Here is a 22,904-nt window from a genome sequence, read left to right on the forward strand (position 1 = left end):
TTGGCGCCAGCGGCGCGCCGCCCTCGTTGTGTGAGCGGGTTATAGGGGCACCCCACCAAATGAGTCAACACTCTTTTTCAACAAAATCGAATTTTCTTTGACCAGAAGGAAAAATTCCTTACGCCACCGCTACGAAAGCCCGGAAAGCCGGCATTTCAACCGATTACCCTGCCCGTTTTTTATCAAATGAAACTGATTTTATCCTTATTTGAGGGCAAAGCGATCGCAATGGCGGTGCCGCCCCTGACACCCTGTCCAGGATAGCACCGGTTTCGATGGCTTGATCGACCTTAATGCTGAAACCCGGATCGACTTCCTGCGAGCATCCCCCTTCAACAGCTTCTGCAGCCATCAGCTTCGAAACCGCAAGAAAAAGGTTGAAGGCCCCTGCGTGGACGGCGCCCGTCTGCGCACGATATTTCCATCGGGCCGGCCATCAGATCGGATCGGCAGTCATGAAGTCTGTCGGCCGCAGCTTCCAGTGCTATTTCCTGAATGGCTGCCAGTGGACCTTGCCGATCGATGCCGCAACCCAGGTCCAGGCCCGCCGCGCCGATCTGTCATCCCTGCTGGAACACTGGAGCGAGGTGATCCGCAAGGCACGCGACGGCCGCGTAATCTGGGCCCTGCGTTCTCCACATGGGCTGATGAGTTTCTACACCCTTGCCGCAATCTCGGCCGTCCCTGTGCGACAAGCCATGGAGACCTCATCGACATCCGGACCGGCCTTGTCGCCCTTGAACAGCTATGAGGTGGTGGGAGATACCTGTTTGAACACGCGCCTGACCCACGAGACCGCATGGCTGCGGCCGCGTCATGACGGCTATATGCAGTTCCAGGATGAGGGCTCGGAAACTGTTGCCGACGCTTGCGCGGACGGCTGAAAGCCGAAGTGGCAACAAGCCGCCTCAATCAGCGGTTTCGCGCCAGTTTCAGGTGAGGCTGGCGGAAGCCTGCTTTCCGGCAGCGTCTCCGGCGACAAAACCGAAACCCACGGCCGTCAACAAACCGTTGCCGGAAAGATAACCCGACACATCCGGCCCCGACACGCCGCAGGCCGCACCGCCGCCGGCAAACAGATTGGCGAACGGGCTGCCGTCTTCACGCAGGACGCGTGCCTCCCCGTCGATCATCAGGCCGCCCTGAGTGTGGAACAGGGCTCCGGTCACCTTGACCGCAAATAACGGCGCGGCAAGTGCCGGCTTGCCGGTGAATTCCCGGCCAAACGGATCCGCGGCCTGCCCGGATTGATATCTCGCAACCTCTCCAAGTGTTGTGTCCAGTGCCGCTTCGGAGAGGCCGGTAACGCTGCCGAGTTCACGAACATCCCCCGCCTTTTTCACCGCACCGGCCGCCATCGCCTCCCGGTAATCGGGAAAACCCTTGGCAAAAGCATGCAGCCGCGCGTCATAGATGTTCCAGGCAATTCCCCCTGGCTGTTTAAGCACGTTGACGGCCTGTTCCGAATAGCCGCCATGCTCGTTGGAGAAACGCACCCCGTCGGCGTTGACCTGAATGCCGCCCTCCATCATCAGCGCCCAGGAGATCAGGATTCCATGCGGATGCGCGAGCGAGCCATGGCCCTGATAACCGGAAAGATGCTCGATGCGGGCGCCAAGCGTCTCACCCCAGACCAGGGCATCGCCGGTGTTGCCCTGATGGCCGTAATAGAGACCGTCGGCAATCTCGGGGATATGCTGGCGCACCAACGCGGCATTGCCTCCGAAACCATTGCAGGCCAGCACCAGCGCCGTACAACCAAGCATTTCCGTGGCCCCGTCCGGTCGGGTGATTTCGACAGCTGTGATTCTGTCTTCGGCTTCTGCAAAAAGGGTGGTGACATGGGCCTCGGTGACGATCGGGATCTCCGCCGCCTCGACCGCAGCCAGCAACCGCGCCTCCAGTGCCGCGCCCGTCTTTTCGGGCACCGCGTGCATCCGGTGCCGGGAATGGCCGGGATAGAGGAAATCATGGAGCACGATCCACTCCAGCCCGTGTGTGTCAGCGAGCCATTCGAGAGCCGGCCCTATCGTCTGCGTCGCAAGCCGGGCCAGGGACGGAGCCGACCTGCCCTTGGACTTAGCCATGATGTCGGCTTCGAAACGCTGCGGCGTGTCATCCGCAACGTCAATTGCGCGCTGAAACCGGGTCGCCGGCGCCGGCACGAAACCCGACGACATCGAGGTCGAGCCGGAAGGCGAGCCGTCCCGTTCGAGAACCATTACCTCGGCCCCGGTGGCTTTTGCCCTGAGCGCCGCAACCAGTCCGCATGCTCCTGCACCGATGACGACAACATCCGCCTCTGCATCGATGCGGTCGGGTGTCTGCCGCGATATCCGGCCGCCGCTCACGTCAGGCTCCCGAGAACATGGCCGCCGCCTCACCGCAGGTGAGCGTCTTCGCCACGGTCGACAAGTCCGCGATGGCGCGCTCATGGGTCTCGGTCAAGAACGCGGCACACCCATCGCTGAGCACGAATGTCGAAAAATCCCTCACATGCGCATCGCGCACGGTGGAGGCGACGCCACCATTGGTGACGATGCCGCAGACCATCAGCGTCTCGATACCGGCCTTGCGCAGCACCCATTCGAGCCGCGTCATGTAGAAAGCCGAATAGGCCACTTTCTCCACCGACAGATCCGCCGGCTGCAATTCGTCTACAAGCGAATGCCCCCAACTGCCGGGTGCAAAGTCACCCTTTGTCAGGAATGGACGGATCTGCCTGAGATGCGGCGAAATGAATGGCTCGCCGCCCTTCCCCGGCACAAGGGTGAATTGGGTCGAGATGATCCAGCCGCCCTTCTGTCGGAGCGCATCGGCGACCGGCAACACCCTGTCCGGCAAGGCCGCAATGTCGGCACTTTTCTGGTTGCCTCGTGCATAAGCACCATCGGGGTGCACAAAGTCGTTCTGAAGATCGACAATCAGCAGGCCCGTTCGTCTGGGGTCGATGGCATGAGCGGTCATTGTCTAGGCTCCCGGCGTGATCACGAGATTGCCGAAACCATCGACCACGGCATCCAGGCCGGGATCGACAAAGATCGTGGTGTCGGCCTGTTCGAGCAGCGCCGGTCCAACAATATTGGCTCCGACGGCCAATTGCAGCCGTTCATAGACCGCCGCCTCGTGCCATTCGCCCTCCGCAAACACCCGTCGCGTTCCCATCCGGCAATCCTCTGCCGGCTTGCCGTCGACCGGGGCAAACACCGCCATGTCGAGCTTCGGACGGCGGCCGATCACCGCGATCCGGTAGTTCATGATCCGCATCGGAATGCCTTCGAGCAGCCGGCCGTAGCTTTCCCGGTAAGCGGTCTCGAAAGCGTCACGGATGTCTTGCGTCGTCAGCCCTGTTTCCGGAAACCCGATCGCCACATTCACCGTATGGGTCTGGCCGAGATAGAGCATGTCGAGCTCGGCCACCCGGTCCACGCGGGCAAAAGCGACGCCTGCGTTTTCGAGCAGCGCTTCGGTCTCGTCTCCAACGCGGATCATCTCAGCGCCAAGTTCCGCCGCATCGACCTGATCGAGCAGCCGGTTGACCGTCTGCACCCGGTCGTGGCGCATATCCGCCACGACACAGCCGAGCGCCGAGGTAACACCTGGAAAGCGCGGAACCAGAGCCGAGGCAAGACCGACCTCTTTGATCAGCGCGCCGGTGTGAAGCGCGCCGCCGCCGCCGAAGGGCATCGCCGAAAACTTTGCCGGGTCATGGCCCTTCTCAATGGAGACCAGGCGGATCGCGCCGGCCATCTTGGCATTGGCGAGCTTCAGGATTGCCTCCGCTGCCTGTTCGATGGAGAGCCCCAGCGGTTTCGCCAGATGCGTGTCGATCGCCTGCCGCGATGCGTCGATGTCGAGTCGCGCCAGTTTGCCGCCGATCGGGCGGTCCGGGTTGATGCGCCCAAGGACCACATTGGCGTCGGTGACCGTCGGCCGCTCATTGCCAAGCCCGTAGCAGGCCGGACCGGGATCGGACCCGGCCGATTCCGGTCCCACCTGTAATAGACCGCTGGCGTCGAGCGAGGCGATGGAGCCGCCGCCGGCGCCAATGGTGGTGATCTCGATCATCGGCGTGCGCACCACCATGCCGAAATCGATGGCCGTCTGGGCCGCCAGCGCCGCCTCGTTGTCGGCAACCAGCGACACGTCGAAAGAGGTGCCGCCCATGTCGCAGGTGATGATGTTGTCAAAGCCCGCAGCCTTGGCAATCGCCGTTGCCGCAATAACGCCCGCGGCCGGGCCTGAAAGCGCGGTTCTGACCGGGTAGCTCTTGGCCATGTCGATTGACATCACACCGCCATTCGACTGCACGATCAGGATGTCTCCGCCAAATCCCCTGGCCTCGAGCCCCTTTTCCAGCTTGTCGAGATAGGACGAGACGACCGGCTGCAGGTAGGCGTTCAGCGTCGCGGTCGAGAGCCGCTCAAATTCGCGAATCTCCGGCAGGATCTCGGTGGCGGCTGTGACATAGGCATTGGGCCAGACGGAGCGCACCGCCTCAACGGCGCGCTTCTCGTTGTCGTTGTTGGCGTAGCCATTGATGAAGAACACACAGACCGCCTCGCAGCCACTCTTGGCAAGCGCTTCGGCCTGCGCCTTGACCTCGGCTACGTCGACAGGCTCGGCCACGGTACCATCGGCCAGCACGCGCTCGCTGACCTCGACACGGTCGGGCCGTTCCACCACCGGAGTAAAGGCCCCCTTGAGCCCCCAGGTCGTGGGCCGGTCGCGGCGGCGCATTTCCAAAACGTCACGAAACCCGTCGGTGGTGATGATACCGGTGCGGGCGCCCTTGCGCTCAAGCAGCGCATTGGTGCCAACGGTCGTCCCGTGCACCACCGTGGAAATATCGGCGAAGTTCTCGACCCTGCTGGCAATGCCCTCGACGAAGCCTTTCGACTGGTCTCCTCGGGTAGAAGGCACCTTCGCGGTAGAGACCTGGCCGCTGGCTTCATCGAGAATGAAGACATCGGTAAAGGTGCCGCCGACGTCGACGCCGATGACATAAGCTGGACGCGTCATTGAGCAGGCTCCCGGGTGCGCAGATCTCGTGTGGCGGCTTCATCGACAGACCCGTCCGGTCCGATGACGACGCCATAATCCGCCTCGGCCCTCTCTGCTGTGATGTAGCCCAGCCGCAGGTCGCGGGTGACGCTTTCGGGGTTTCGCTCAAAGGCATGGCCATAGCCGCCGCCACCCGGTGTTTCGAGCCGCAGTCTCTGGCTGCGATCGATATGGACCCCTACGATCTTCGAGGCCATAGGCGGCACATGTTCGCCATCCGCCTGTTGGTAGTGGAATATGTTCAGCGCACCTGCGCCGCCGCCGACGACGCCGGGCGGTGCGAACCGGCCGCGCTCACCGAACAGGAAGACATCCGCCTGCTTTTCCAGCAGCTCGATCTCGTAGACAGCGCCAAGGCCGCCGCGGAATTCACCAGCGCCACCAGAATCGGGCCGCAACGCCCATTGCGTGAACCGCACCGGATAGGCCGCTTCGAGAATCTCGAGCGGCGGGATCGTGGCGGTGGAGATCGGCGCATTGCCGTGGTTGAGACCGTCGCCGGCACCGTGCGCGCCATGGCCGCCGCCGAAGAACGAAAACATCACCCAGCGCTGGCCATTGGCCCGGTGCCCGGCGAGAGACAGCGCATTGATGGTGCCATAGGCACAGGCCATTGCCGGCTCGGGCGCGATCTGCGCCACGGCCTGGAACACCACGTCGATCAGCCGCAGGATCGTTTCGGTATAACCGCCGACCGGCTTCGGTGCTTTCACCGAAAGCAGGGAATCTTCTTCGATGCGGAATTCGACCGGCTCCAGCACCCCGGCATTGGCCGGCACATCTCCGAAAATGTGCTTGAGCGCCACATAACAGGCGGCAATCGCTGTCGCCCGCGAGATATTGACCGGACCGGCACAGGCCGGCGAGGAGCGCGAGAAATCCATCACCATGCTGTCGCCGTCGATGGTGAGGTCGAGAGCGATCTTCAGCGGCGCGTCATGGATGCCGTCATTGTCGAGAAAATCTTCCGCCGAGACCGTACCCGAAGGCAGTTTGGAAATCTGCGCCCGCATCATCTGCGCCGCACGCGCCGTCAACTCGGCCATGCAGTCGGCCACCTTGGCGTCGCCATACTCTTCGAGCAACGCGTTCATGCGCTTTTCGCCAAGCTCAAGCGCATTGATCTGGCCGTTGAGATCACCGTAAAGCGAGAGCGGCAGCCGCGAGTTCGACGACAGGATGTCGACAATGTCCTGGCGGAACTCGCCCCGATCGTAGAGCTTGACCGGCGGGATCAGCATGCCCTCCTGGAAACACTCAGTCGCCGCCGGATTGTAGTTGCCCGGCACATTGCCGCCGACATCATGCCAGTGGCCGACCGATGCCAGGTAGCAGAACACTTCTCCATTGCGGAACACCGGCTTGACCAGCCGGAAGTCGGAGAGATGCGTGCCGCCATCATAGGGATCGTTGAAGATCCAGACATCGCCTTCGTTGACACCGCCCTGTTTTGCAGCCTTTTCGATTACCGCCTTGACCGCAAACGCCATCACACCGACGAAGATCGGCAGGCCGGACTTGCCTTGCACCAGCGTGTCGCCGGTCCTGGCGTCATAGATCCCGTGCGAGGCATCATGCGCCTCGGCAATGATCGGATTGAACGCAGAGCGGAACAGCGTCGCGTCCATCTCGTCCGCGATCTGTTCCAGCCGGCCCTTTAGGATGGCCAGTGTGACCGGATCAATCGTCATTCTTGCGTGTCTCCATCGTAACGCTTGCCGCTTGCAAGCAGATCGGCCGTACCGATGACGCCGTTGAGGCCGGCGAAATCGAACATGCGGTTGCGGAAAGCTTCATTGGAACCCGAAGACAGCAGGTTTGCGTAATAGTCCCGCGCCGTGGCTGCGATAGCGCGCACGATCCCGCCCGGGAAAATGACAAAACTGAACCCGAGCTCCTGAAGACCGGTCGCATTGATGATCGGCGTCTTGCCGCCCTCGACCATGTTTGCCATCAGCGGCACCCGGCCGCCAAAGCGTTTGACGATGAGATGGATTTCGTCCATCGACTGCGGCGCCTCGATGAACAGCATGTCGGCGCCCGCCTCGACATAGGCTTCGGCCCGGTCCATGGCCGCATCGAAACCTTCAACAGCAATCGCGTCCGTCCGTCCGATCACCAGGGTTTCTTCCGAGTGCCGTGCATCGCAGGCCGCGCGGATCTTGCCTGCCATTTCGCCTCTTGAGATCAGCGACTTTCCGTCAAGATGACCGCAACGCTTGGGCATGGTCTGGTCTTCGAGCTGCAGCGCATTGGCGCCCATGCGTTCGAAAACCCGCACCGTCCGCTGCACATTGAGCGCATTGCCGAAGCCGTTGTCGGCATCAACGACAATTGGCAAGGAAATCCGGTCACGCAGCGCCGCGATGCAATCGGCCACCTCGCTCATGGAGACCAGCCCGATGTCGGGGCGGCCGAAACGGGTATAGGCGATGGACGCGCCCGACAGATAGACCGCCTCGGCGCCGGACTGCTCGGCGATCAGGCCGGTCAGGGCATCATAGACACCGGGCGCGAGCAGGATGTCCGCCTGGCCCAACCGTTGTTTCAGGCTCATGCGCCGGCCTCCTTTGCACGTTCCGCGGCGAAACGCTTTTTCAAGTGCGGCACCAGCCCGCCATCGGCGAGCATCGGCCTGAGATTGTCCGGCAACGGCTCAAGCCGAACAGTTCGCTTCTTCTCCGTCAACCGCAGCTCGCCCTTCGCCGGGTCCAATGCGACAGCGTCGCCATCGGCAATTCCGTCAAGAGCATCTGTGACCAGAACTGGCAGTCCGAGATTGAGGGCATTGCGATAGAATATGCCTGCAAAGGATCTCGCGACCACGCCGGCAAGGCCGAGATGCTTCAGCGCTTCCGCCGCCTGTTCGCGGGAGGAGCCCATGCCGAAATTCTTCCCCGCCACGATGACGTCGCCGGGCTTCACGGTTTCGGCGAATTCAGGCCGCACCGATTCCAGGCAATGAGCGGCGAGCATGTCGAGCCCCCCTTTCATGTACTGGCCCGGCGCCAGCTGATCCGTGTCGATATCGTCTCCAAGCAGGAAGATCCGTCCGTTCATGCCGTGCCCGCCCCGTCTCTCAAAAACTCACGCGGATCTGCGATGCGCCCGGCAATGGCAGACGCCGCCACCGTCAACGGGGAGGCCAGCCAGACCTTTGAGGATGCCGCACCCATCCGGCCCTGGAAATTGCGAGCAGTTGAAGAAACGCAGGTGACGTCTTCACCCAGACGATCCAGGCCGTAACCGGCGCAGATGCCGCAGGCATTGGGCAGGATCTGCGCGCCCGCTTCCTCTAAGACCGCCATTATGCCCTCGCTAGCAGCGCGCTGCTGGTCGCGCATCGAGGCCGGGGCGATCTTGAGCGCAACGCCCGGCGCCAGTTTGTGGCCGCGCAGGATCGCCGCCGCCCCCTTGAGATCTTCGTACTTGGCACCGGTACAGGCGCCGATATAGGCCACATCGAATGGCGTCTCGGGTGCTTCGGTGACCGGCATCGCGTTGGCCGGCGAATGCGGTGCAGCCACCTGTGGCGCCAATGCGGAGGCATCGAGCACATGGTGCGCGGCAAGCTCGGCACCCGGATCGGTGGCAAGACCACGCCAGTCGCCGGCTGATCCGCCAACGCCTTCAAGATAGGCCGCTGTCGTTTCATCCGGCGCGATCAATCCGGCCTGACCGCCAAGCTCGGCCGCCATGTTCGACAGAGTCATCCGCTCCTGCATCGACAGCGCCGCAATCGCTTCACCGGTATATTCCACCGCCTGATACTGTCCGCCGTCCATTCCGAGCCGGCCACACAATGCCAGCATGATATCCTTGGCGAGCACGCCCGGCGACAGCCGTCCCTGGCACTCGATCAGGATCGTGCCTGGAACCTTGAGCCAGATCTCCCCGGTGGCCAGAACACCCGCCATCTCAGTCGCACCGATGCCGAACATATAGGCCCCGAACGCCCCGCCCGTCGGCGAATGGCTGTCTCCACCGACGACGAGCATACCAGGTTTCAGGTGCCCGCGCTCCGGAAGCACTACATGGCAGATCCCCTCGCCGTCGTGAAACGCGACCTTCCGCTCCCTGGCCCATTGCCGGGTCAGTTCGAGGATGCGCGCGCCTTCATCGGTGTCCCCGGGAACAAAGTGATCTGAAATCAGCACCACCCTGGAGGCGTCGAACAGGCCGACGCCCAGCTCCTTGAGGATCGGCTCCACCCGTCGCGGGCCGCCCGAATCGTGGATCATTGCGAGATCCACTCGCACCGTGACCACTTCTCCCACACGGGCGGTTTCCAGACCTGCAGCGCGGGCAATGATCTTTTGCGCAAGCGTCGATGCCATCACGCCAGCCCCAGGTAGGAGCGCTGCAGCTCGGGATTGTCCATCAGATCGCCCGGGATACCGGACAGTTTGATCTCGCCGTTTTCCATGACGAAGGCCCGGTCGGCGATTTCCATCGATTGCAGCACATTCTGCTCGACCAGAAGGATTGTCAGCCCGTCCGTGTTGAGCTGCTTGATCAGCGAAAACATTTCCTCGACCAGCAAGGGAGACAGGCCGATCGAAGGCTCATCGAGAATGAGCAGTCGCGGCTCGGCCATCATGCCGCGGCCAATGGCCAGCATCTGCTGCTCGCCGCCCGACAGGGTGCCGGCCTTCTGCGAAAACCGTTCGCGCAGGCGCGGAAAAATCTCTGCCACATGCTCGATGTTGCGCATCCGGTTGCCCTTGCCCCGCCGGTAGCTGCCTAGTTCGAGATTCTCCCGTACCGTCATATTGGGAAACACGTGCCGGCCTTCCGGCACCTGGATCACGCCCTCATCGACAATCGCCTGCGACGAAAGCCCGGCAATCGGCTTGCCCTCGAACGTGATCGCACCCGACCAGGGCTGCATTAGCCCGGACACCACCGCCGAAAACGTCGTCTTCCCGACGCCATTGGAGCCCAGCAGCGTGACGATCTCGCCCATGTCGATGGCAAGATCGATGCCGCGCAGGACTTCGACCGCGCCATAACCGGCGCGCAGATTGCTGACTTCAAGCACTGGTTGTTGCCTCCCGCCCGGCGATGCGTTCGGCCATGCCTTTGCCGAGATAGGCTTCAATGACATGCGGATCCGAGACAACCTCCCGCGGCGGCCCCTCCGCGATGATCGCGCCCTGGTTCAAGACCCAGGTGTAATCCGACAGGCTCATCACCGCCTGCATCACGTGCTCGATCAGCAGGATGGTCACGCCGGCATCGCGGATCGTGTTGATGACGGGAATCACATCGCGGATCTCAGACGGGTTCAGTCCGGCCAGGACCTCGTCAAACAGGATCAGCTTCGGGTCGGTCGCCAGCGCCCGCGCCACTTCCAGGCGCTTGCGCCCCGCCACGGTCAGCGACACCGCATCCATGTCCAGCCGGTCACCCAGACCAACTTGCCGGGCCACGTCTTCGGCCTTGGCCAGCGCCTCGGCGCGGTCGCGAATCTTCAGATGCGCGCCCACTGCAATGTTCTCCCGCACCGTCTGTCCGGCGAAGGGCTGGACGGTCTGGAAGGTCCGGATCATGCCCCGCGTGGCGATCGCTTCCGGCGGCATGCCGGTAATGTCTTCACCCAGGAACCGGACAGAGCCGGAGTCCGGCGTGTGGAACCCGGTGATCAGCGCGAACAGCGTGGTCTTGCCGGCGCCATTGGGGCCGATCAGCGAAGTGATGCCGCCTTGCGGCACCGTCATGGTTACCGATTGCGACGCCTTCACACCGCCAAAACTTTTGCAAATGCCGTTGATCTCAAGCATGGCCCTTGCCCTCTTCCGCCCGGGGTTGGCCAGGCTTTCCGCTGCGCAGATGCGAAGCCAGACCTGCAAGGCCACGCGGTACGAACAGCACCATGATGACGAGCAGCACGCCGTAAAGCACAAGGCTGATCCCCGGCGCGTCGCCGATCACTGCGCGCGAAAGTTCCGACAGGCCGTGCAGGAAGGCCGCCCCGAGCAAGGGGCCAAACAGCGTCCCCATGCCGCCGATGATCGGCACCAGCAGGCTTTCGACAGAGATCGCCGCGCCATAGGCGATGTGCGGATCGAGATAGAGGAAGTACTGGGCGTAGAACACTCCGGCGAGACCGGCGAAAAAGCCTGACAGCATGATTGCGCCCATCTTCACCCGGAACGCATCAACACCCAGTGCCCGCGCAGCGTCCTCATTGTCGCGCACGGCCATCAGCTGCGCCCCGAAGCGCGAGTTTCCGATCTTCCAGACCGTAAGAAAGGCGGCAAACGTCAAGATCCAGATCACCCAGAAGAAGCCTTCCTTGGACACGAATTGGAAATTGGCCGCGCTCCGTTCGAGCGGGATCAGCAGCCCGACGCCGGCGCCGGTGAAATCCACCGAGTTCGACAGAATTCGCAGCACTTCTGCGAACGCCAGCGTTACCAGCGCGAAATAGGAACCGCGAAGGCCGTAGCGGAAGGTACAGAACCCGATGAAGGCACCGACGGCGGCAGCGGCGATACCACCAGCAACCAGGCCGATCCATGGGTTGATGCCGAACTGCACCTGCAGCACTGCCACCGCATAGGCCCCGGTGCCGAAATAGGCCGCATGACCGAACGAGACCTGCCCGCCATAGCCACCCAGAATGTTCCAGGCCTGGCCAAGCAGGGCTGCGTAAAGCGTCATGATGATGATGTTGAGAAGCGAGTCCTGTGCGATCAGCATCGGCGCGAGCCCGATCAGGCCAAAGACCGCGATCAGCATCAGCAGTTTTCTGTCGGTCTTCATGCCCTGGCTCCAAACAGACCCGTCGGCCGGAAAATCAGCACCAGGATGAAGATCAGGAAGATGCCGATCTGGCCGAGGCTCTCGCCCAGAAACAACCCGCCCAGAGCTTCAACAACACCGATGATCAGCCCGCCAATGAGGGCGCCGACAAACGAGCCCATGCCGCCAAGCACCACGATGGTAAAGGCGATCAGCACGAAACCGCTGCCAACCTGAGGATTGACGTAATAGCTCGGCAGCAACAGGCACGCAGCGACGCCGAGGCAGGCAATACCGAGGCCAAAGCTCATGGCGAACACGTGATCGGCATTGATGCCGACCAGTTGCGCGCCCTTGCGCTCCTTTGCCAGGGCCCGGATGGCGCGGCCGAGATCGGTGCGGCTCATCAGCAGCCACAACAGCGCGGCCGTCATCAGCGCGCCGACGAATGCCACGACCTTGGGATAGGGCAGAAAGGCCCCGAAGATCTCGACGACATCAAAGGAATAGGGTGTGTCAACGGTGCGTGTGTCCGAGCGGAAAAAGTAGAGCGACAGGTTTTCGATGATGATCGAGAGCCCCAGCGTCACCAGCAGGATGTTCTCGTCGCGGCCATGACTGGCGCGGCCGATAATGCCCCGCTGCAGAGCATAGCCGAGGGCGAACATCGCCGGCGGCACGATCAGCAAGGCCGCATAGGGATCCAGGCCGAATTGCACATTGAGGAAATAGACGGCGTATAACCCCAGCATCAACAGCGCCCCATGGGCGAAATTGATGATGTGCAACACGCCATAGATCAGGGTCAGACCGAGCGCGACCAGGGCGTATAGCCCGCCGGTGGTCAGCCCGTTGAGAACCGATGGAATGATGATTGCGCTGTCTGGCATGGCGGCCCGCGATCCGGAGGGGAAGTTCGGGCCGGACAGTCGATGTCCGGCCCGTCGGCGTCGGTCGGAAGCCTACATCGTCATCGGAAAGACGGTTTCGGCAGACGCGAACTCTTCCGGATAGATCACTTCGATCTCACCCTTCTGAACCTGCGTGTTGACCGGCTGCGCGCCCTCGTTCTGACCATTGACCATTTTGGTCGGGCCATAGGGCATGCCGTGGTTGGCCCAGGTCGAGGACGCCAGCGCGGCATTGATGGCCTCGGGATCTGTCGACCCAGCACGCTCGATGGCGTCGGCCAGGAAGGCAACCGCATTGTAAGCCAGGAACACTTCGTAGGTGTAGACTAGGCCCGCTGCTTCCGCTGCCTTGCGGCGTTCAAGCGCGACCTCCGACTTCGGATCGTACCAGTGATTGCAATCCATGATCAGTTCGGCAGCTTCAGGGAACTCACCCACGAACTGAAGGTTCGACGCAGCTCCCCCAAGCACCGAATAGATGCCCTTGGCTTCAATCTTCTGCTGCCGCAGGGTCCGGGCCAGAAGCACATATTCATTGTAGTAGTTGGCAGGAATGATCAGGTCGGGCTTCTTCGACTTGATCTGCAGCGCGATGTTGGTGAAATCACGCGTCGGGTTGGCGTGCTTGATCACGTCGACGACTTCGATTCCGATACCCGGAAGCTGCTTGGACAGAAGCTCTGCGGTGCCTGTTCCGAAGAGCGATTCCTCGTGAACGATCATCGCGGTCTTGGCCGGCGAACCGGCTGCCTTGTTGATGGTGTCGAGATTGGTAACCGCCATTTCCGCGACCTTGCCGTAGCCTGGCCCGAAGCGGAACGTGTTCGACAGCCCCCGGTTGACGATCGAGTCGGACACCCCGACATCGACCACATGCGGCGTGTTGGTCTTGGCTGCTTCCTGAGATGTCGCCAGCGAAATCGCCGAGGAATATCCGGCAACCAGGCCATGCACGCCGGCTTCGGCCATCTTGGTCACCTCGGCAGCGCCGATATCCGGCTTGCCCTGGCTGTCGGCGAGCATCGCTTCGATCATGGCGCCGCCCATCGACTTGATGCCACCGGCGGCATTGATGTCGGCAATCGCCATCTCCGCGCCGGCTCGGCACTGCGAACCTGAAAACGCGATGAAGCCCGAAACCGGATGGATCAGGCCGATCTTGACCGGAGCGGCCTGTGCCCGCAGCACGGCCGGAAACCCTGTCACGCCTGCGGCCAGTGCCGCAGCACCCGTCGCAAGAAATTCGCGGCGGCGAATCCCTGAGGAATTGCTCTTTGTTGTCTTCGTATCAGCCATCATTCACCTCCTGTTTGATCGACCCACGGCCGATTCAGTGTTCCCCGGTTATGTTTGTTTCAGCACCGCCGGCCGGGACCGATGGCGCAGTTTCTGTCGCCCATCGCATGCCTTCTCTCTCGCGAACGCGATTCATGGACATTTCGAAGCGATAGATGTCGGGACGATAAAGAACCCGGATGTATTCGACTGGCCGGCCCGAACTGTCGCGAACGACGCGGCGAACCTCGATAAGCGGTGTCCCGGCATGCACCGACAGGGCGCTGGCCACGTCCGAATCAGCAAGTGAAGCGGATATGGTCTGGCGCGCCGATGCCACATTGACCCCCGCCAGCTCGAGCAGCAGCAGCAGCGGTTTGGCATCGAGGTCCTCGCGGCCGAACTGCCTGCCGATATCGGCGGGAACATAGGTCACCAGATAGGACATCGGTTCGCCGTCCAGGCTACGAACGCGCACGGCATGCTGAACCTCCGTCCCCGGCTCGATCTCCAGTGCGTGGACAATGTCTTCATTGGCCGGGACGTAATCCAGCTCCAGCACACGGGCTTCGGTCGCAATGCCCATCAGCGAGATGTTTTCCAGCCACCCGTCAATGGACGAGGTCACAGCCGGCGCCTTCGGACGGTGGATAACCCGCGTGCCCCGGCCCCGTTCGCGCACCACGAGACCGGCATCAGCGAGCTCGTTGAGGGCCCGCTTGGCAGTGATGCGCGAGACGTTGAATTCGAGGGCGAGCTCCTGCTCGCCGGGCACCAGTTCGCCGGAACGGACCTCACCGCCAAAGATGCGATTGCGCAGGATCAGGAAAATCTGGTGGTAGAGCGGCACCCGGGTATTGGGATCAAGCCGGACAGAAGTCCGCTCACCGCCTGTTTCAAGCTCGTCCGAATAGCCCGTCTTGGTCGTGTCCATGCCCGCTCCAGATCCAACCGAACCTAATGGTATGTCAATATGCCATTATGTCAACAGATTCCGGATCGCGCCTGATATTTAAGCTTTCGGTGATTTTACATCCGGCCTCACCGGCCACCAGGACACCCGCGATAATGTGCCTGTTGCCATCAAATATGTCGTACCGTGGCTCGATGGCACGTTGTTTGCCAGCGCCAGGCGGGCGCATGCGAAAAATCACAAGTCCGCTTTCTGAGAGCGTTATTGCCAGCACTGGCTCGGATGCCCCTTCCCGGAAACTGCGGATGGTCCACGCTCCCCGCCGGTCTGCTGTCCTGCTCAGAGCGCACGGATCCGGGTGACGTAGTTTTCGAAGAAATCCGAAAATTTCTTCACCCTGAGCGGCAGTTTCTCGTAGGGCGGATAGTACAGCGTCAGCCACAACGGCGTTGGCTCCCACTCCGGCAGAACCTGCTGCAGCCGCTTTTCGGAGAGTGCCGGTTCGACAATGAAAAGCGGCAGCAGCGCCACGCCCTCTCCGTTCTCGACCAGCCGCGCCAGCAGATCTCCATTGTTGCCGGCGAGCGCCTGCCCGGCCCTGACCTTGTGGCTTCGGCCCGCATTGGAGAGTTCCCAGGTTTCACTGACGGCTTCCTCGTCATAGGCAAGGCAGGCGTGGCCGTGCAGATCTTCCGGCGTGGCGATGCTGCCAAAGGCCGCCAGATAGCCCGGAGAGGCAACCAGCACACGCCGTACCCGGCAGATCTTGCGCCAGATCGTCGACTTGTCCTTGGGCGCCTGGGAGATGCGGATCGCCAGATCGATCTTGTCGGAGACCACATCGACAAACCGGTCTGTCAGGCTGAAGGACAAGGTGGTGTCCGGATGCTCCACCCGGAACCCCGACGCCACATCCGGCAGTATCTGCAGGCCCAGCGACATTGGCGCGTTGATCCGAAGCAGCCCGGCCGCCTCCCCCTGCTCTTCGCGCACTTCTTCCGCGGCCTTTTCGAACTCCGCCAGCAGGGGTTTGACACGGGCAGCATAGATAGCCCCGGCAGAAGTCAGGGAGACCTGCCGGGTGGTCCTGAGAAGCAGTTGCACCCCAAGCCGGTCTTCAAGCGCGCTGACCGCACGCGTCACCGAGGGCGCCGTCATCGACAGAAGCCGCGCAGCAGCAACGAAACTGTGAAGCTCGGCGACCGCAATAAAGGCTCTTATCTGGGATAACTCCTGCATGTGCAATTATTACGAAATGCGCAATAATATTGTCAATATTATTGTCATTCCAATCACCCCTGATATGCCCCATCTTTTCATCAAGGCTGGACACGAGCTCCGCCATGGAAAGGACACCCATCATGATCACGCAAATCAAGGGCCTGCATCACGTCACCTCGATGGCCGGTCAGGCGCAGCAGAACAGCGATTTCTTCACCAAGAAGCTCGGCCTGCGCCGGGTCAAGAAGACCGTCAACTTCGACGCCCCTGATGTCTACCATCTCTATTATGGCGACGAGTTCGGCACGCCGGGATCGGTGATGACCTATTTCCCTTTCCCCAACATCGCGCAGGGGCGCCAGGGAGCGGGTGAAGTCGGCGACACTTACTTCTCTGTGCCCAAAGGCACCATGGATTTCTGGAAAGACAGGCTGGTGGCTCAGGGTGTCACCGGTCTCAGCGAGAGCGAGATTTTCGGTGAGAAGCGGCTCCGCTTCGACGGCCCCGATCAGGACAGTTTCTCGCTGATCGAAACCGACGGCGACAACCGCACCGGCTGGCAGCACGGGGACATTTCCGCTGCGGAAGCCATTCAGGGCTTTCGCGGTGCCAGCCTCAGGGTCAAGGATGCCGCGGCCACCGGCGAACTGCTCCGCTACATGGGTTATGAACAGATCGACAGCCAGGCCAACCACACCCGCTTTGCGATCGCCGGCGGCAATGGCGCCGATATCATCGATGTTGAGGCAGTCCCGCGCGCAAGCGACGCACGCCAGGGCGCAGGCTCGGTGCACCACATCGCCTTTGCGGTGGAAAACCGCGCAGCCCAGCTCGAGGTTCGAAAAGCGTTAATCGACACCGGCTACCAGGTCACGCCGGTGATCGACCGCGATTACTTCTGGGCCATCTATTTCCGCACGCCGGGCGGCGTGCTTTTCGAGGTCGCCACCAACGAGCCGGGCTTCGACCGCGACGAGGACCTTGCCCATCTGGGTGAGAGCCTGAAACTGCCGACCCGCTACGAACAGCACCGCCAGCAGATCGAGCAGTTGCTCGAACCCATCACCGACTAATGTTCAGGCGGGAGTGCGCTCCCGCACCGGAGGCTATCATGACACCATCCCATTACAACGCGCTGACCAAGGCCCCCGCCGCAGGCGCCCCGTTGGTCTTTGCCTTTCACGGCACCGGTGGCAATGAACACCAGTTCTCCGAAATGGTTGGCCAGATCCTTCCCGACGCCGGCCTCGTCTCGCCACGCGGCGACGTCTCCGAGAACGGCGCGCTGCGCTTCTTCCGCCGCGCTGCCGAAGGCGTCTACGACATGGCCGACCTTGCCGAGCGAACCGAGAAGATGGCGGAATTCATCACCGCTCACAAAACAGGCAACCCCGGACACCCGGTCTATGGGCTGGGCTATTCGAATGGCGCCAACATTCTCGCTTCCGTCGCCTTCAAACATGCGGGATTGTTCGACCGGATCGCCCTGCTGCACCCCTTGATCCCGTGGACGCCGGAGGCCAATCCCGGACTTGCCGGCACCCGGGTGCTGATCACGGCCGGACGCCGCGACCCGATCTGCCCGTTTCCTCGGACCGAGAGCCTCGCAAGCTATTTCACTGCACAGGGCAGCAAGTTGCAGACCAGCTTCCATGATGGCGGCCACGAAATCCGTCAGCCAGAACTTTCAGCGCTTGAGGCGTTTTTGACGGCACCATGAAGCGGATCATGCCAGCTTGCTGGGGTGGTGGACGAAGCCGTCCTGACCAGCACCCTATTAAACGGGCAGAACAGGCAGACGGATAGGTTCAGCCGTAGCGGCCTATCAGAAACTCAGTTGAACCTTCATCGCCTGCGACCGGTCGCCGGCCAGTTCGAAGGCTGCCACCGCCTCATCGATCGGCATCGTGTGCGAGATCAGCGGCTTCACATCAATCCGACCCGCCTGCATCAGCTTGACCGCCATGGCAAATTCCTCGTGGAACCGGAAGGAGCCGCGCAGATCGATTTCCTTGGCCGTCATCGCCTGCATGGGCAATGTCATGTCGCCGCCCAGACCGAGCTGCACGATAACTGATCTTGGACGCATCGCCGGGACTGCACCTGCCAGCGCTGGTGCGGCTCCTGAGCATTCATAGAGGACATCGAAACTGCCCTTGCCCGCGGCATAAGCCTTCAGCGCCTCGGGATCCGTGCCGGTGTTGATGATCTGGTCCGCACCCACCTTCCTGGCATACTCTAGCGCCGCATCCGACAAATCGGTGACGACGATCTCCGCCGCACCTGCCGCCCGCGCCGCGAGGACACACAAGGTGCCGATCGGTCCCGAACCGGTGATCAGAACCCGCTTGCCCAGCAAATCGCCGGCCCGTCGCGTCGCATGCAGGCAGACCGACAAGGGTTCGGCCATAGCCGCCTGTCCGGCTGTCAGCCGATTCGCCTTGACGCACTGGCTTTCCAGCGCCACCAATTGCTCGCGGAACGCACCCTGAATATGCGGGAAAGGCATCGCCGATCCGTAAAATCGCATGTTCTCGCAATGATTGCGCAGACCCTGTCCGCAGTAGCTGCAACGTCCACACGGGCGCGATGGCGAAACTGCCACCAAGTCACCGACAGCGAGGCCCGAGACACCCTCGCCCAGCGCCGTGATATGGCCGGAAACTTCGTGTCCCAGAACCATCGGCTGTTTCAGGCGCACAGCACCAAACCCGCCGTGATTGTAGTAATGCAGGTCCGAGCCGCAAATGCCCCCGCTGGCAAGCCTGATGGCGACTTCGCCCGGCCCCGGTGTTTCCACCGGGTAGTCTTCGATGCGCAGATCCTTGGCTTCATGAATGATAATCGCGCGCATGGCACATCCTCACAGAACAGGGTCAGGAGATCGGCACCGGGAAAATGCGCGATCAGTTTGTCTCGAACCAGCTTGCCCATTGCCTCTAAGGGTCTCGGAGGTTCCCGAGGTATGGTGAGGCTGCAAGAGCACATTGTCGAGCGCCAGGCACCGCTGATCGAGCTTTGGCTGCCAAATACCGGTACGCTGCGAAGGCCGCGTCGAGTGGCTTCTGCCCCCTTTGGGATCGGGAGCAATCTGCAATATCTCGACGGCCGCAGCGGAAGCAGGCATGACAGCTCGGCATACAATCTTGCCTGCACTATCGCCAACACATAGACCTGGTACGTAAATATCGACACCAATGTAGCGAGGAACTTCCTATGGCGGATCTCAGCCTTTTTGACCTGAGCGGGCGCACGGCGCTCATCACCGGATCTTCGCAGGGAATCGGCTACGCGCTTGCCGCGGGCTTGGCCAAGGCTGGGGCCAGCCTCGTGCTAAACGGGCGCGACAAGGCCAAGCTCAAGGATGCGGCAGCGCGCCTTTCCGGTAACGGCGCGACCATTCACCGGCTTGCCTTTGACGTGACCGATCACGCTGCAGCCCGCGCGGCCATAGACGAATTCGAGACATCTGTGGGCGCCATCGACATCTGCGTCAACAATGCTGGCATGCAGCACAGAGCGCCGCTTGAGGATTTTCCCGCCGGTGCCTTCGAGACGCTCCTGCGCACCAATATCAGCTCGGTCTTCAATGTCGGCCAGGCCGTGGCGCGCCACATGATCGGGCGCAAGCGCGGCAAGATCATCAACATCGCCTCGGTACAGACCGCGCTGGCCCGTCCCTCGATCGCGCCTTACACCGCGTCCAAGGGCGCGGTCGGCAATCTGACCAAGGGCATGGCCACCGACTGGGCCAGGCACGGGCTTCAGTGCAACGCCATAGCTCCCGGCTATTTCGACACCCCGCTCAATGCCGCACTGGTGGCAGACCCGGAATTCAGTGCCTGGCTCGAAAAACGCACTCCCGCTGGCCGCTGGGGCAATGTCGACGAGCTCGTCGGCGCCTGCATCTTTCTGTCGTCAGACGCGGGCTCCTTCGTCAACGGGCACACGCTTTATGTCGACGGCGGCATCACCGCTTCGCTCTGAGATGACCCGCTACGCAATAATCATGGGCGTTTCGGGCTGCGGCAAGACCAGTGTCGGTGAAGGCCTGGCTCAGATCACCGGTATCCGCTTCATGGACGGTGACGCACTGCATCCGAAGGCCAATATCGACAAGATGTCGGCCGGCATTCCGCTGACAGATGAAGACCGCTGGCCCTGGCTTGAGCGCATAGGCCGCGAATTCGCCAAGAGCCCGGTACCGCTGATCATCGGCTGCTCCGCACTCAAGCGCGGCTACCGGGATCTGATCCGCCATCATGCCGGCGCCATGGTCTCGTTCATTCACTTAAGTGGCTCCCGCCAGATCATTGCCCGGCGAACGCAGGCCCGCAAGGGTCACTTCATGCCCCCGGCACTTCTTGACAGCCAGTTCGCCGCGCTTGAACCGCCAACAGCGGACGAAAACTCGGTATCCATCAATATTGATCAGCCACTTGCAACCATCATCGCACAAGCGGCCCGCCATCTGGAAGGAAAGGCGCCGCGACTGGGAAAGTAACCCTGAGCGGCGCTCCCACGCTCGGCACCGGGCCGGCCAGGCTAGAAACCTCTGTCTGAGCCGTTACATGATTGGTGTGGGAACTACGCTCTCATGCGCTCCGTCTGATGGCGTGCCAGTAAGGTCTCGATCTCCTGCGGGGAGGCATTGCCTTCCATGGGGCCACGCTTTCCAGCTGAGAGCGCGGCAGCGGCATTGGCATAGCGTCCCGCGGTCTCGACAGAATGCCCTTGTGTCATCATCGCCAGAAACGCCCCGCAGAAGCAGTCACCCATACCGGAAGGGTCAACGCGTTCCACATCGTGAACCGGAAAATCGTGGCGCGTGTTACTATCAAGGATGACAAGGCCATGCTCACCAGGCTTGAAGACAATGATGTGCGCGCCCGCTGCCCGTAGTGCCGCAACAGCCTCCGCTTCCGATTTGCCGGGATAAAGCAGGCCCAGCTCACCGTTGCCGGTGAAGACGATCGAGCTTGAAGCCAGGACGCGGCGAAGTGCCTCAATAGCCTTCGCGTTGCCCATGAGGTCTGCATCAAGGCGCAAATCACAGCTGATCCGGCCACTCCGGGCGACAACTTCATCACATGCGTTCAGGATGGCCGTTCGCAATTTTGCATTGCCCAGCGAGGCGCCGGACACATGCAACAACAGATCCGCATCCGGAAGCCCGGTCACCACCTTGCCCACAGCCTCAGCCGCGCTGCTGTTGACATGAGAAATGACGCTGCGACTGCCGTCTTCGAATTCCGACACGAAGGCCACGCCGGTGGGTCTGTCGTCATGCAGTGCGATGCCAGAGGTCTCGACCCCGCTGTCGGCGAGGCGCTCGACCATCGCGCAGCCGAAGCCGTCTTCGCCAAGGCCGCCAAATATCTTTGTCCGCGCACCCATCCGCGCGGCTTGGTCAAGGCAAGTAGCTGCTGCACCGGCGGGATAGGGTCCGGTATAGGAAGCCAACTCGCTCAACGCGCATCCTTTGGCGTGAGACACAAACTCAACGTGTATTTCGCCCACCGAAACAATCGTTGTTGCCGACATCACATGACTCCTTGCTCAAGAGCATTCATTGACGCGATACAAGTATTTATTTTACACATGTCAAAATATCGCTGAGTTTTCTCGGCTGCAAATTTGCAGTTTGCACCTCAGGAGAGCCGAAGGCGCAAGACACCAAAAATCCTACAGAGTCCGCAAATGCAGAAAACGAAAATACGAACCATGGTGAAGCTGTCGTCCGAAATAGGAATTTCAAGGCCTACACTGTCACGCTTCTTCCAGGATCCGGCCTCGGTTCGGCCCTCGACGCGCACTCGAATTGAAGATGCGCTGCAGACAGTTGATTATGTGCCTAATTTCTTCGCCACCAGGATGAACCACAGATCCAGCGGGTTGATTGGCATCATCATCCCGAACCTCAACGACCCGTTTTTTGCCGGTCTGATTGAGGCAATCGAAACTTGCGCGCTTACCGCCGGCTACAAGGTCATAACGCAAAACTCACGCAATAACACGGCACTGGAGGCTCAAGCGGCCCGGAACATGATCGCGATGGGCGTGGACGGGGTCATTATGGTGCCGATTGGTGAAACAAGTTCAGTTGATGACCTGTCGCGGCTCAAGCGACAACGGCCGATGGTGTTTGTAGATACGCGTCCGCAGGAGCGCTTTCACGATGTTGACTTTATCGGCACTGACAATCGACAAAGCAGGGGCTTATTGTCGATTATCTGTGCCGTTCCGGAGAGCCTCCGGCATTTCTTTGAATGCCAAGCAGCAATTCCAACAATCCGGAGCGGGAACTGGCCTACACCAGCCGCATGCTGGAACTCGGCAATGAGCCGGTCATAATCTCGCCATCCGCGACCGGGGAAGATCTTGAGCTCGAGGAATATGCCTGCAAGCTTATGGATGCGCATTTCAACCACGGCAACCTGGTCGACCAGACAATATTGTGCGCCAATGACCGCCTTGCGATCGGGGTCATCCGAGCAGCCAAGCGGCACAGCCTGTTCGGGACACCGGGCAAGGGCACCTCGCGCTTTCGTGTCGCCGGGCATGACGACTATCCGCTGAGCGCTTTCACCTTCCCCAGCCTGACTACCGTGACACAGAACACGCAGGCAATAGCCGAGGCGGCGTCCGGACAACTGCTCAGCAAAATCTGTTGCGAGAACCCTGCGGAAAATGCCGTATCTCTGACATTCGACGCCGAACTTCGGCTGCGCGACTCCGCCTAACCTCCTGAAATCTCACGCTGAGCCGTTGCG

General features: G+C 61.5%; 23 protein-coding genes and 1 pseudogene. 7 read left to right on the plus strand and 17 right to left on the minus strand.

The genetic code is table 11. From position 1 onward, the window contains the following. The first annotated feature begins 455 nt into the window (after positions 1–455). Positions 456–884 (plus strand): hypothetical protein, encoded by a 429-nt coding sequence (locus tag CRO46_RS19045; RefSeq protein WP_097109403.1) that lies wholly within the window; start codon positions 456–458, stop codon positions 882–884. Positions 885–932: 48 nt separating this feature from the next. Here the strand turns inward: CRO46_RS19045 and CRO46_RS19050 are convergent, their stop codons facing one another. The 14 genes from CRO46_RS19050 to CRO46_RS19115 form a co-directional block, all read right to left on the minus strand. Further along, on the minus strand, positions 933–2,351 hold the full coding sequence (locus tag CRO46_RS19050) for an FAD-dependent oxidoreductase (protein ID WP_244577969.1): 1,419 nt from the start codon (positions 2,349–2,351) through the stop codon (positions 933–935). 1 nt (position 2,352) lies between these two features. Beyond that, positions 2,353–2,967 (minus strand): cysteine hydrolase family protein, encoded by a 615-nt coding sequence (locus tag CRO46_RS19055; RefSeq protein WP_097109405.1) that lies wholly within the window; start codon positions 2,965–2,967, stop codon positions 2,353–2,355. 3 nt (positions 2,968–2,970) lie between these two features. Continuing rightward, positions 2,971–5,022, minus strand: a complete 2,052-nt coding sequence (locus tag CRO46_RS19060) for a hydantoinase/oxoprolinase family protein (RefSeq protein WP_097109406.1) — start codon at positions 5,020–5,022, stop codon at positions 2,971–2,973. After that, positions 5,019–6,755 carry a hydantoinase B/oxoprolinase family protein gene (locus tag CRO46_RS19065; RefSeq protein ID WP_097109407.1) on the minus strand — a complete coding sequence of 579 codons (1,737 nt, stop codon included), beginning with the start codon at positions 6,753–6,755 and terminating at the stop codon, positions 5,019–5,021. The genes CRO46_RS19060 and CRO46_RS19065 overlap by 4 nt, the downstream gene beginning before the upstream one ends. Further along, positions 6,752–7,621 (minus strand): isocitrate lyase/PEP mutase family protein, encoded by an 870-nt coding sequence (locus CRO46_RS19070; RefSeq protein ID WP_097109408.1) that lies wholly within the window; start codon positions 7,619–7,621, stop codon positions 6,752–6,754. Before CRO46_RS19070 ends, CRO46_RS19065 begins: the two co-directional genes overlap by 4 nt. Continuing rightward, on the minus strand, positions 7,618–8,124 hold the full coding sequence (locus CRO46_RS19075) for a LeuD/DmdB family oxidoreductase small subunit (protein WP_097109409.1): 507 nt from the start codon (positions 8,122–8,124) through the stop codon (positions 7,618–7,620). The genes CRO46_RS19070 and CRO46_RS19075 overlap by 4 nt, the downstream gene beginning before the upstream one ends. Beyond that, the gene (locus tag CRO46_RS19080; RefSeq protein ID WP_097109488.1) at positions 8,121–9,401 is read right to left on the minus strand and encodes a 3-isopropylmalate dehydratase large subunit; all 1,281 of its coding nucleotides are present in this window, start codon (positions 9,399–9,401) and stop codon (positions 8,121–8,123) included. The genes CRO46_RS19075 and CRO46_RS19080 overlap by 4 nt, the downstream gene beginning before the upstream one ends. Continuing rightward, on the minus strand, positions 9,401–10,105 hold the full coding sequence (locus CRO46_RS19085) for an ABC transporter ATP-binding protein (protein ID WP_097109410.1): 705 nt from the start codon (positions 10,103–10,105) through the stop codon (positions 9,401–9,403). Before CRO46_RS19085 ends, CRO46_RS19080 begins: the two co-directional genes overlap by 1 nt. Next, positions 10,098–10,847, minus strand: coding sequence for an ABC transporter ATP-binding protein (locus tag CRO46_RS19090; RefSeq protein WP_097109411.1), 750 nt, complete (start codon positions 10,845–10,847; stop codon positions 10,098–10,100). The genes CRO46_RS19085 and CRO46_RS19090 overlap by 8 nt, the downstream gene beginning before the upstream one ends. Continuing rightward, on the minus strand, positions 10,840–11,832 hold the full coding sequence (locus CRO46_RS19095) for a branched-chain amino acid ABC transporter permease (protein WP_097109412.1): 993 nt from the start codon (positions 11,830–11,832) through the stop codon (positions 10,840–10,842). The genes CRO46_RS19090 and CRO46_RS19095 overlap by 8 nt, the downstream gene beginning before the upstream one ends. Further along, positions 11,829–12,701: a branched-chain amino acid ABC transporter permease gene (locus CRO46_RS19100; RefSeq protein ID WP_097109413.1), complete on the minus strand. Its 873-nt coding sequence runs from the start codon at positions 12,699–12,701 to the stop codon at positions 11,829–11,831. Before CRO46_RS19100 ends, CRO46_RS19095 begins: the two co-directional genes overlap by 4 nt. 72 nt (positions 12,702–12,773) lie before the next feature. Beyond that, on the minus strand, positions 12,774–14,018 hold the full coding sequence (locus CRO46_RS19105) for an ABC transporter substrate-binding protein (protein ID WP_097109414.1): 1,245 nt from the start codon (positions 14,016–14,018) through the stop codon (positions 12,774–12,776). Positions 14,019–14,052: 34 nt separating this feature from the next. Continuing rightward, positions 14,053–14,931 carry a GntR family transcriptional regulator gene (locus CRO46_RS19110; protein WP_097109415.1) on the minus strand — a complete coding sequence of 293 codons (879 nt, stop codon included), beginning with the start codon at positions 14,929–14,931 and terminating at the stop codon, positions 14,053–14,055. Positions 14,932–15,249: 318 nt separating this feature from the next. Then, entirely contained in the window at positions 15,250–16,149 is a 900-nt protein-coding gene (locus CRO46_RS19115; RefSeq protein ID WP_097109416.1) for a LysR family transcriptional regulator, read from the minus strand. A gap of 122 nt (positions 16,150–16,271) precedes the next feature. Between CRO46_RS19115 and CRO46_RS19120 the strand changes: the two genes are divergently transcribed. After that, positions 16,272–17,204, plus strand: coding sequence for a VOC family protein (locus tag CRO46_RS19120; RefSeq protein WP_097109489.1), 933 nt, complete (start codon positions 16,272–16,274; stop codon positions 17,202–17,204). Positions 17,205–17,242: 38 nt separating this feature from the next. Continuing rightward, entirely contained in the window at positions 17,243–17,851 is a 609-nt protein-coding gene (locus CRO46_RS19125) for an alpha/beta hydrolase (protein ID WP_097109417.1), read from the plus strand. Between the two features lie 105 nt (positions 17,852–17,956). Here CRO46_RS19125 and CRO46_RS19130 read toward each other — a convergent pair whose 3' ends face one another. Both CRO46_RS19130 and CRO46_RS20215 read right to left on the minus strand, forming a co-directional pair. Continuing rightward, entirely contained in the window at positions 17,957–18,985 is a 1,029-nt protein-coding gene (locus CRO46_RS19130; RefSeq protein ID WP_097109418.1) for an L-idonate 5-dehydrogenase, read from the minus strand. Between the two features lie 20 nt (positions 18,986–19,005). Further along, positions 19,006–19,156, minus strand: a pseudogene (locus tag CRO46_RS20215) (2-hydroxyacid dehydrogenase); the annotation flags it as partial. Positions 19,157–19,347: 191 nt separating this feature from the next. On the opposite strand from CRO46_RS20215, the gene CRO46_RS19140 reads away from it, so the two are divergent. Together CRO46_RS19140 and CRO46_RS19145 are read left to right on the plus strand one after the other, a co-directional pair. Beyond that, on the plus strand, positions 19,348–20,118 hold the full coding sequence (locus tag CRO46_RS19140; protein ID WP_097109419.1) for an SDR family oxidoreductase: 771 nt from the start codon (positions 19,348–19,350) through the stop codon (positions 20,116–20,118). Position 20,119: 1 nt separating this feature from the next. Continuing rightward, a complete protein-coding gene (locus CRO46_RS19145; protein ID WP_244577970.1) occupies positions 20,120–20,635 on the plus strand; it encodes a gluconokinase in 516 nt (171 codons plus the stop codon). Between the two features lie 83 nt (positions 20,636–20,718). Here CRO46_RS19145 and CRO46_RS19150 read toward each other — a convergent pair whose 3' ends face one another. Beyond that, positions 20,719–21,675, minus strand: a complete 957-nt coding sequence (locus CRO46_RS19150) for a carbohydrate kinase family protein (RefSeq protein ID WP_097109421.1) — start codon at positions 21,673–21,675, stop codon at positions 20,719–20,721. A gap of 156 nt (positions 21,676–21,831) precedes the next feature. Between CRO46_RS19150 and CRO46_RS19160 the strand changes: the two genes are divergently transcribed. Next, positions 21,832–22,485, plus strand: coding sequence for a LacI family DNA-binding transcriptional regulator (locus CRO46_RS19160; protein ID WP_143439075.1), 654 nt, complete (start codon positions 21,832–21,834; stop codon positions 22,483–22,485). Next, positions 22,401–22,874, plus strand: a complete 474-nt coding sequence (locus CRO46_RS19165) for a substrate-binding domain-containing protein (RefSeq protein ID WP_097109422.1) — start codon at positions 22,401–22,403, stop codon at positions 22,872–22,874. The genes CRO46_RS19160 and CRO46_RS19165 overlap by 85 nt, the downstream gene beginning before the upstream one ends. The last annotated feature ends 30 nt before the right edge of the window (positions 22,875–22,904 follow it).

The organism is Parahoeflea halophila, assembly GCF_900220985.1.
GTDB classification, from domain to species: Bacteria; Pseudomonadota; Alphaproteobacteria; order Rhizobiales; family Rhizobiaceae; genus Hoeflea; species Hoeflea halophila.